Genomic DNA, 3,884 nt, shown 5'->3' with positions numbered 1-3,884 from the left:
AGGAGAGGCAATAGAAATCTTGACGCCATTGGGCGTTTCTACTTCGTTCCACAATACAAAGACACGAGCCTGTCCCTGCACCAATGCTGAAGTTTGCTCACCAATGATTTTACTGCCCCGTTCCAGCAGTAATACTTTACCGTTGGCACTGTAAATATCACGCATTACCTGGCATCGGGTAAATCCAGGTTGTGTCGTAATGATGCGGGTATCAAGCGCACAGCGAATGCTGGTGCCCTTGGTCAGTAACATGACAAATCTCCACGCTGTGTAGCCTTCGCACTGGCGGTATTGGTTGGATTGAGTTTGCCAGCAAAGCCTCCTGGATTACTTGAAGAACCGTCATCGGCAACAGTGGTGGCTTGGCCGCCACTGTCTGCGCCCAGCACCGCATTCTGCGCGACTGGCAAAATAACTTCACCGCCCAGTCGCCGATTACGATTAATTTGTCCTGGCGTTAACACCGGTTCCGTTGATGCTGTTTGAGTTGGCGCGTCCGTAGGGGCTGGTGCCGCATCCGCTGTAGCAACAGACTCAGTTGAATCAACCTCGCCAACACCGGGTTCACTGGCTGATGCCGGCGCTGAAGTCGCCATCGCCTGTTCTAATGCCAATTTGTCTTTATCCGCGTTGAAGTCATTCGGGTTCATGTTCTTAACCCCCGCAGTAGGATCACTCGCTGCCGCAACTGTGGTTTCATCTCCGCCTGAAGCAAACCCAATCACACCCGCAACAATCGCACCGACCGCAACAAGGCCCACGCCTAACATGGCTACTTTGCTCATGTTGCTTTTTTTGGCCCCGGGATCGTTCAGCGGCAAGCCCATTTCTACATCTTCATCTTTCACGATGTCCGATAAAGGCTCTTGATGTTCTTCAGGTTGAGTGAAATCGGTTACCTGGCTTTGTTGTCGTTTACGCTCAACAATTTTTTTAATAATTCCCATGTTACTTATCCTTATTTGGCAATGCGCACAGAACTGTTGTCATTAGTACCAGTGCGATTAAATTGGCCAACAGCATCAAAGCCGCGGTTATCAATACCCAACACAGATTTGCCTAGACGTAAAATGAAGGTTTTACCGGTTTCATGTACGACCACGGTATCGCCATCAATGTGTGAATTCACCAGGGTTTCAGTGCCGTCTGTAAGAATCTTGTAAATCGTCGGCAAATCCTTGGCATTATTGAAACTGAAATAAGTGAAACGTCCATTGTCCCAAGCAGCCGTGGGTGCCAATGCTTTATCGCCATACCCCCAATAATTGGTATTACTGATTTGGATCGTATTGGCTTTACCATTCACAGACTGCATTGCTTCCATTGCTTTGGCCATTTTTTCAGCGACCAGAGCATTCTGCTTTTGGAGGGTATCCGGGTAGGTAATCGCAAAATGTAGGTTGGTGATTGTTTGCGCTTAGGGCTTGCCAGCGATAACGCAAAAGCATAAGTGCGTTTGTTGGTTGTGATTAAAAGATTGGTTTCCGGTCGGGTAACTGTTGGCTTGAAAATGATCGTGTTGCCCTTAACGGCCACTTTCCAGGCATCGGCATCCCCCATCCCCAAGGCAGCATTGTCGCCGCTCAAGGTCTCGCCTTCTTCCAGTTGAACCATTGAAGCTCGACCTATTTGTGAGCGGACGTGGTACACCTGGTCTGGTTGATAAACCGCCGTTTGAATGCGGCTATCATGCGTACCCGCTTTGGGAATGGCTTCCGCCATCACAGGCAAAGAAATGGCGGCCAAAATGGCCGCCGCACATAGATGTTCAAATTGTCGTTTCATAGGTTTTTCCCTTAAGGTGCCGTTTCTGGATCAACGCGATAACTGGTTACCTGGAAGCCAAGCGGGTTAATCAAACGGTCTTTTTCAGACTGTGGCTTATCGCTGTATTCAAATGCAACCGTGGCAATCAAAGGCTGAACCGGAAAAGTTTTACTCAAATCACCGGCAACTGGTTGCATGGTCTTATCAAAACGAATCTGAGCCGTATTGCCAATAAAGCTAATGGCTTTCACTTTGGCCACAACCTTATATTGATCTTTCAGGACAAGTGTGGTGCATTGGGGTTGTTTTTGTAGAGCTTGGCAAACTCAGCTTGAATCGATGGGGCACTCAACAACATGGTCGCATCGTAGCTATCTTGAATGGTTTGCCAGTCATAGCCTTCACGATAGCGTATGTATTGTGCGAGCCAATACTTGTCGATTACTTCACCGTAGGTATTTTGAGACGCTTTGATTGTGGTCACGATGTCGGTTGCCCCGGTGTTATTGTCCACGCGCACCACAAATGGCTCTACTGTCTTCAGAGGCGTAAGTCCAGCAACAGCACCAACGGCTAAACCAGTTAGAAGCAAACAGGCACCGGCTATTTTCCATGCGATTTTGCTATTTCTTCGCACAGTATCAATTTCGGCTTTCTCAAATGATTTGGCCGCCTGGATAAAAGTTTGGCCATCTCGATTAGTAGTAGATTTGCTTGGCTTTTTAGGCGTTTGAGTCATTTAGCAACGTCCTTTAGTTGTGATTGGTTAATCGGAAATGCAGGGCCGTGGGGCGTGGGTGCTTTAGTTGCACAAGCAGCCAATGCGCACACAGTCAGCAACATGAGAATTTTGTTCATATGACTTCCTTAAAATAAAAGGCAAAAAGAAAAGCCACCAATTTGAGATTAGTGGCTTGAACAAAGCAAAAGCCCGCTACGAACAGTAACGGGCTTCTGTATGTGAGCGGAATAGTGATTTAAGGACTTGGATAGTGTCTTTTTGTATGCACTATTGCCGCAATTTCCAGCATGTGGTCATTGATGCAATACACAATCATGTAGTTTGGGTGAACGACCAGTTCACGCGTGCCGAAAACTTGGCCAATTCGACCAATATATGGTGTGGTTCCCAAGTTTTGGACTGAATCCAGAATTAATTCTTCAATCTCAAGCGCTGCTACTGGATTATGTTGAAAAATGTAGCGGACAATAATGTCCAAATCGATTAATGCGTTGTCAGACCACTTAATCAGCATTTTTCAAACCTGACAACAATTCAGCTCGACGGTGTGCTGAGTACGCTATCACATCTTCATGTGAATGCCACTTGTCACTGGCTAACGATGCTTCAACCTTTTTGGTTAGCCACTGGTTGTATTCATCGGCCTGTTGTTGAGTGTCAAATTGAGAAACGATTGGATCTAGGTTTAAGGCGGTGTTCATGTGATGGCCTCCCGTGTGATAAGCATAAGCCGTTAAGTGTTAGCGCACTTAACGGCTTTATTTTACTTCTAAAACATTTTGATAGTAAATCAGTAAATTGCGGTTGTAAAAAACAAGACCATTCGTGAAACTAACTATTTACCTTGTGTCCATTCCGATAAATATCCGGTTTGTATTCATCGTAAACAGCGACCAAAGGGGGATTGAAGAAACCGGCAACCATAAACAAGAGAGTACATAAGCCAGTAAAATCAAACAAAGCAGGCCATAAGTAATCCATTTTTATAGTGGTATGGAAGAAGTAATCTATTATGGAACCCGCAGGCAAGACAAAAAGAGCATAAGTGCCAATTAGGGTGAGGTATATTTTGCCCCAGGTTAAATTTTTTGTGGCGCGTTTAAAAAACCACCATAGCAGCATTCCACCCCAAACAAAAGGCACGAAAGAACCTAAGATCAATAACAAGACAATCTTGAGCTTTTTCATCATTAAGACCCTCTATTCGATAATCTATATTTTCAATGATTTTAGCTATTTATCCTTTACTTACACTGCCTCCTGAGCCCCTTAATTTACCCGCAGCACTTGCGGCACTGCGGCCCACGCCGCTCATTGCTCGGCCGAAATTAACCGTATTGCGCATGCCATGCGAAAACGAACCAAGTCCGCCACC

General features: G+C 45.9%; 8 protein-coding genes and 1 pseudogene. All 9 read right to left on the bottom strand.

The features are described 5' to 3' along the window. Positions 1 to 252 (bottom strand): TrbI/VirB10 family protein (locus A2F46_RS12725; RefSeq protein ID WP_197457661.1); only part of this gene is annotated, 252 nt, incomplete at its 3' end. Continuing rightward, entirely contained in the window at positions 243 to 947 is a 705-nt protein-coding gene (locus A2F46_RS12720) for a hypothetical protein (RefSeq protein ID WP_066570567.1), read from the bottom strand. The genes A2F46_RS12725 and A2F46_RS12720, both read right to left, overlap by 10 nt. A gap of 11 nt (positions 948 to 958) precedes the next feature. Beyond that, positions 959 to 1,722, bottom strand: a pseudogene (locus A2F46_RS11385) (TrbG/VirB9 family P-type conjugative transfer protein). Positions 1,723 to 1,796: 74 nt separating this feature from the next. Then, positions 1,797 to 2,018 carry a type IV secretion system protein gene (locus A2F46_RS13320; protein WP_255358771.1) on the bottom strand — a complete coding sequence of 74 codons (222 nt, stop codon included), beginning with the start codon at positions 2,016 to 2,018 and terminating at the stop codon, positions 1,797 to 1,799. Positions 2,019 to 2,044: 26 nt separating this feature from the next. After that, positions 2,045 to 2,506, bottom strand: a complete 462-nt coding sequence (locus A2F46_RS11380; protein ID WP_255358770.1) for a virB8 family protein — start codon at positions 2,504 to 2,506, stop codon at positions 2,045 to 2,047. Further along, entirely contained in the window at positions 2,503 to 2,625 is a 123-nt protein-coding gene (locus A2F46_RS13315; RefSeq protein ID WP_255358769.1) for a hypothetical protein, read from the bottom strand. The genes A2F46_RS11380 and A2F46_RS13315 overlap by 4 nt, the downstream gene beginning before the upstream one ends. A 119-nt stretch (positions 2,626 to 2,744) precedes the next feature. Then, positions 2,745 to 3,023: a type II toxin-antitoxin system RelE/ParE family toxin gene (locus A2F46_RS11375; protein WP_066570565.1), complete on the bottom strand. Its 279-nt coding sequence runs from the start codon at positions 3,021 to 3,023 to the stop codon at positions 2,745 to 2,747. Continuing rightward, positions 3,013 to 3,210, bottom strand: a complete 198-nt coding sequence (locus A2F46_RS11370) for a hypothetical protein (RefSeq protein WP_066570563.1) — start codon at positions 3,208 to 3,210, stop codon at positions 3,013 to 3,015. The genes A2F46_RS11375 and A2F46_RS11370 overlap by 11 nt, the downstream gene beginning before the upstream one ends. Before the next feature lie 130 nt (positions 3,211 to 3,340). After that, complete coding sequence (locus A2F46_RS11365; RefSeq protein WP_066570561.1) at positions 3,341 to 3,700, bottom strand: hypothetical protein; 360 nt, start codon at positions 3,698 to 3,700, stop codon at positions 3,341 to 3,343. Positions 3,701 to 3,884 lie beyond the last annotated feature (184 nt).

Source organism: Snodgrassella sp. CFCC 13594 (assembly GCF_001590725.1).
Classification (GTDB): domain Bacteria; phylum Pseudomonadota; class Gammaproteobacteria; order Burkholderiales; family Neisseriaceae; genus Snodgrassella.
Note: the sequence above shows the minus strand (reverse complement) of the source record. Positions and strands in the feature narration are given on the sequence as shown.

What these genes read in the sequence shown, in the direction of transcription:
- A2F46_RS12720 (WP_066570567.1), bottom strand. Translation starts at nt 947, where the DNA reads ATGGGAATTATTAAAAAAATTGTTGAGCGTAAACGACAACAAAGCCAG.
- A2F46_RS11380 (WP_255358770.1), bottom strand. Translation starts at nt 2,506, where the DNA reads ATGACTCAAACGCCTAAAAAGCCAAGCAAATCTACTACTAATCGAGAT.
- A2F46_RS13315 (WP_255358769.1), bottom strand. Translation starts at nt 2,625, where the DNA reads ATGAACAAAATTCTCATGTTGCTGACTGTGTGCGCATTGGCTGCTTGT.
- A2F46_RS11375 (WP_066570565.1), bottom strand. Translation starts at nt 3,023, where the DNA reads ATGCTGATTAAGTGGTCTGACAACGCATTAATCGATTTGGACATTATT.
- A2F46_RS11370 (WP_066570563.1), bottom strand. Translation starts at nt 3,210, where the DNA reads ATGAACACCGCCTTAAACCTAGATCCAATCGTTTCTCAATTTGACACT.
- A2F46_RS11365 (WP_066570561.1), bottom strand. Translation starts at nt 3,700, where the DNA reads ATGATGAAAAAGCTCAAGATTGTCTTGTTATTGATCTTAGGTTCTTTC.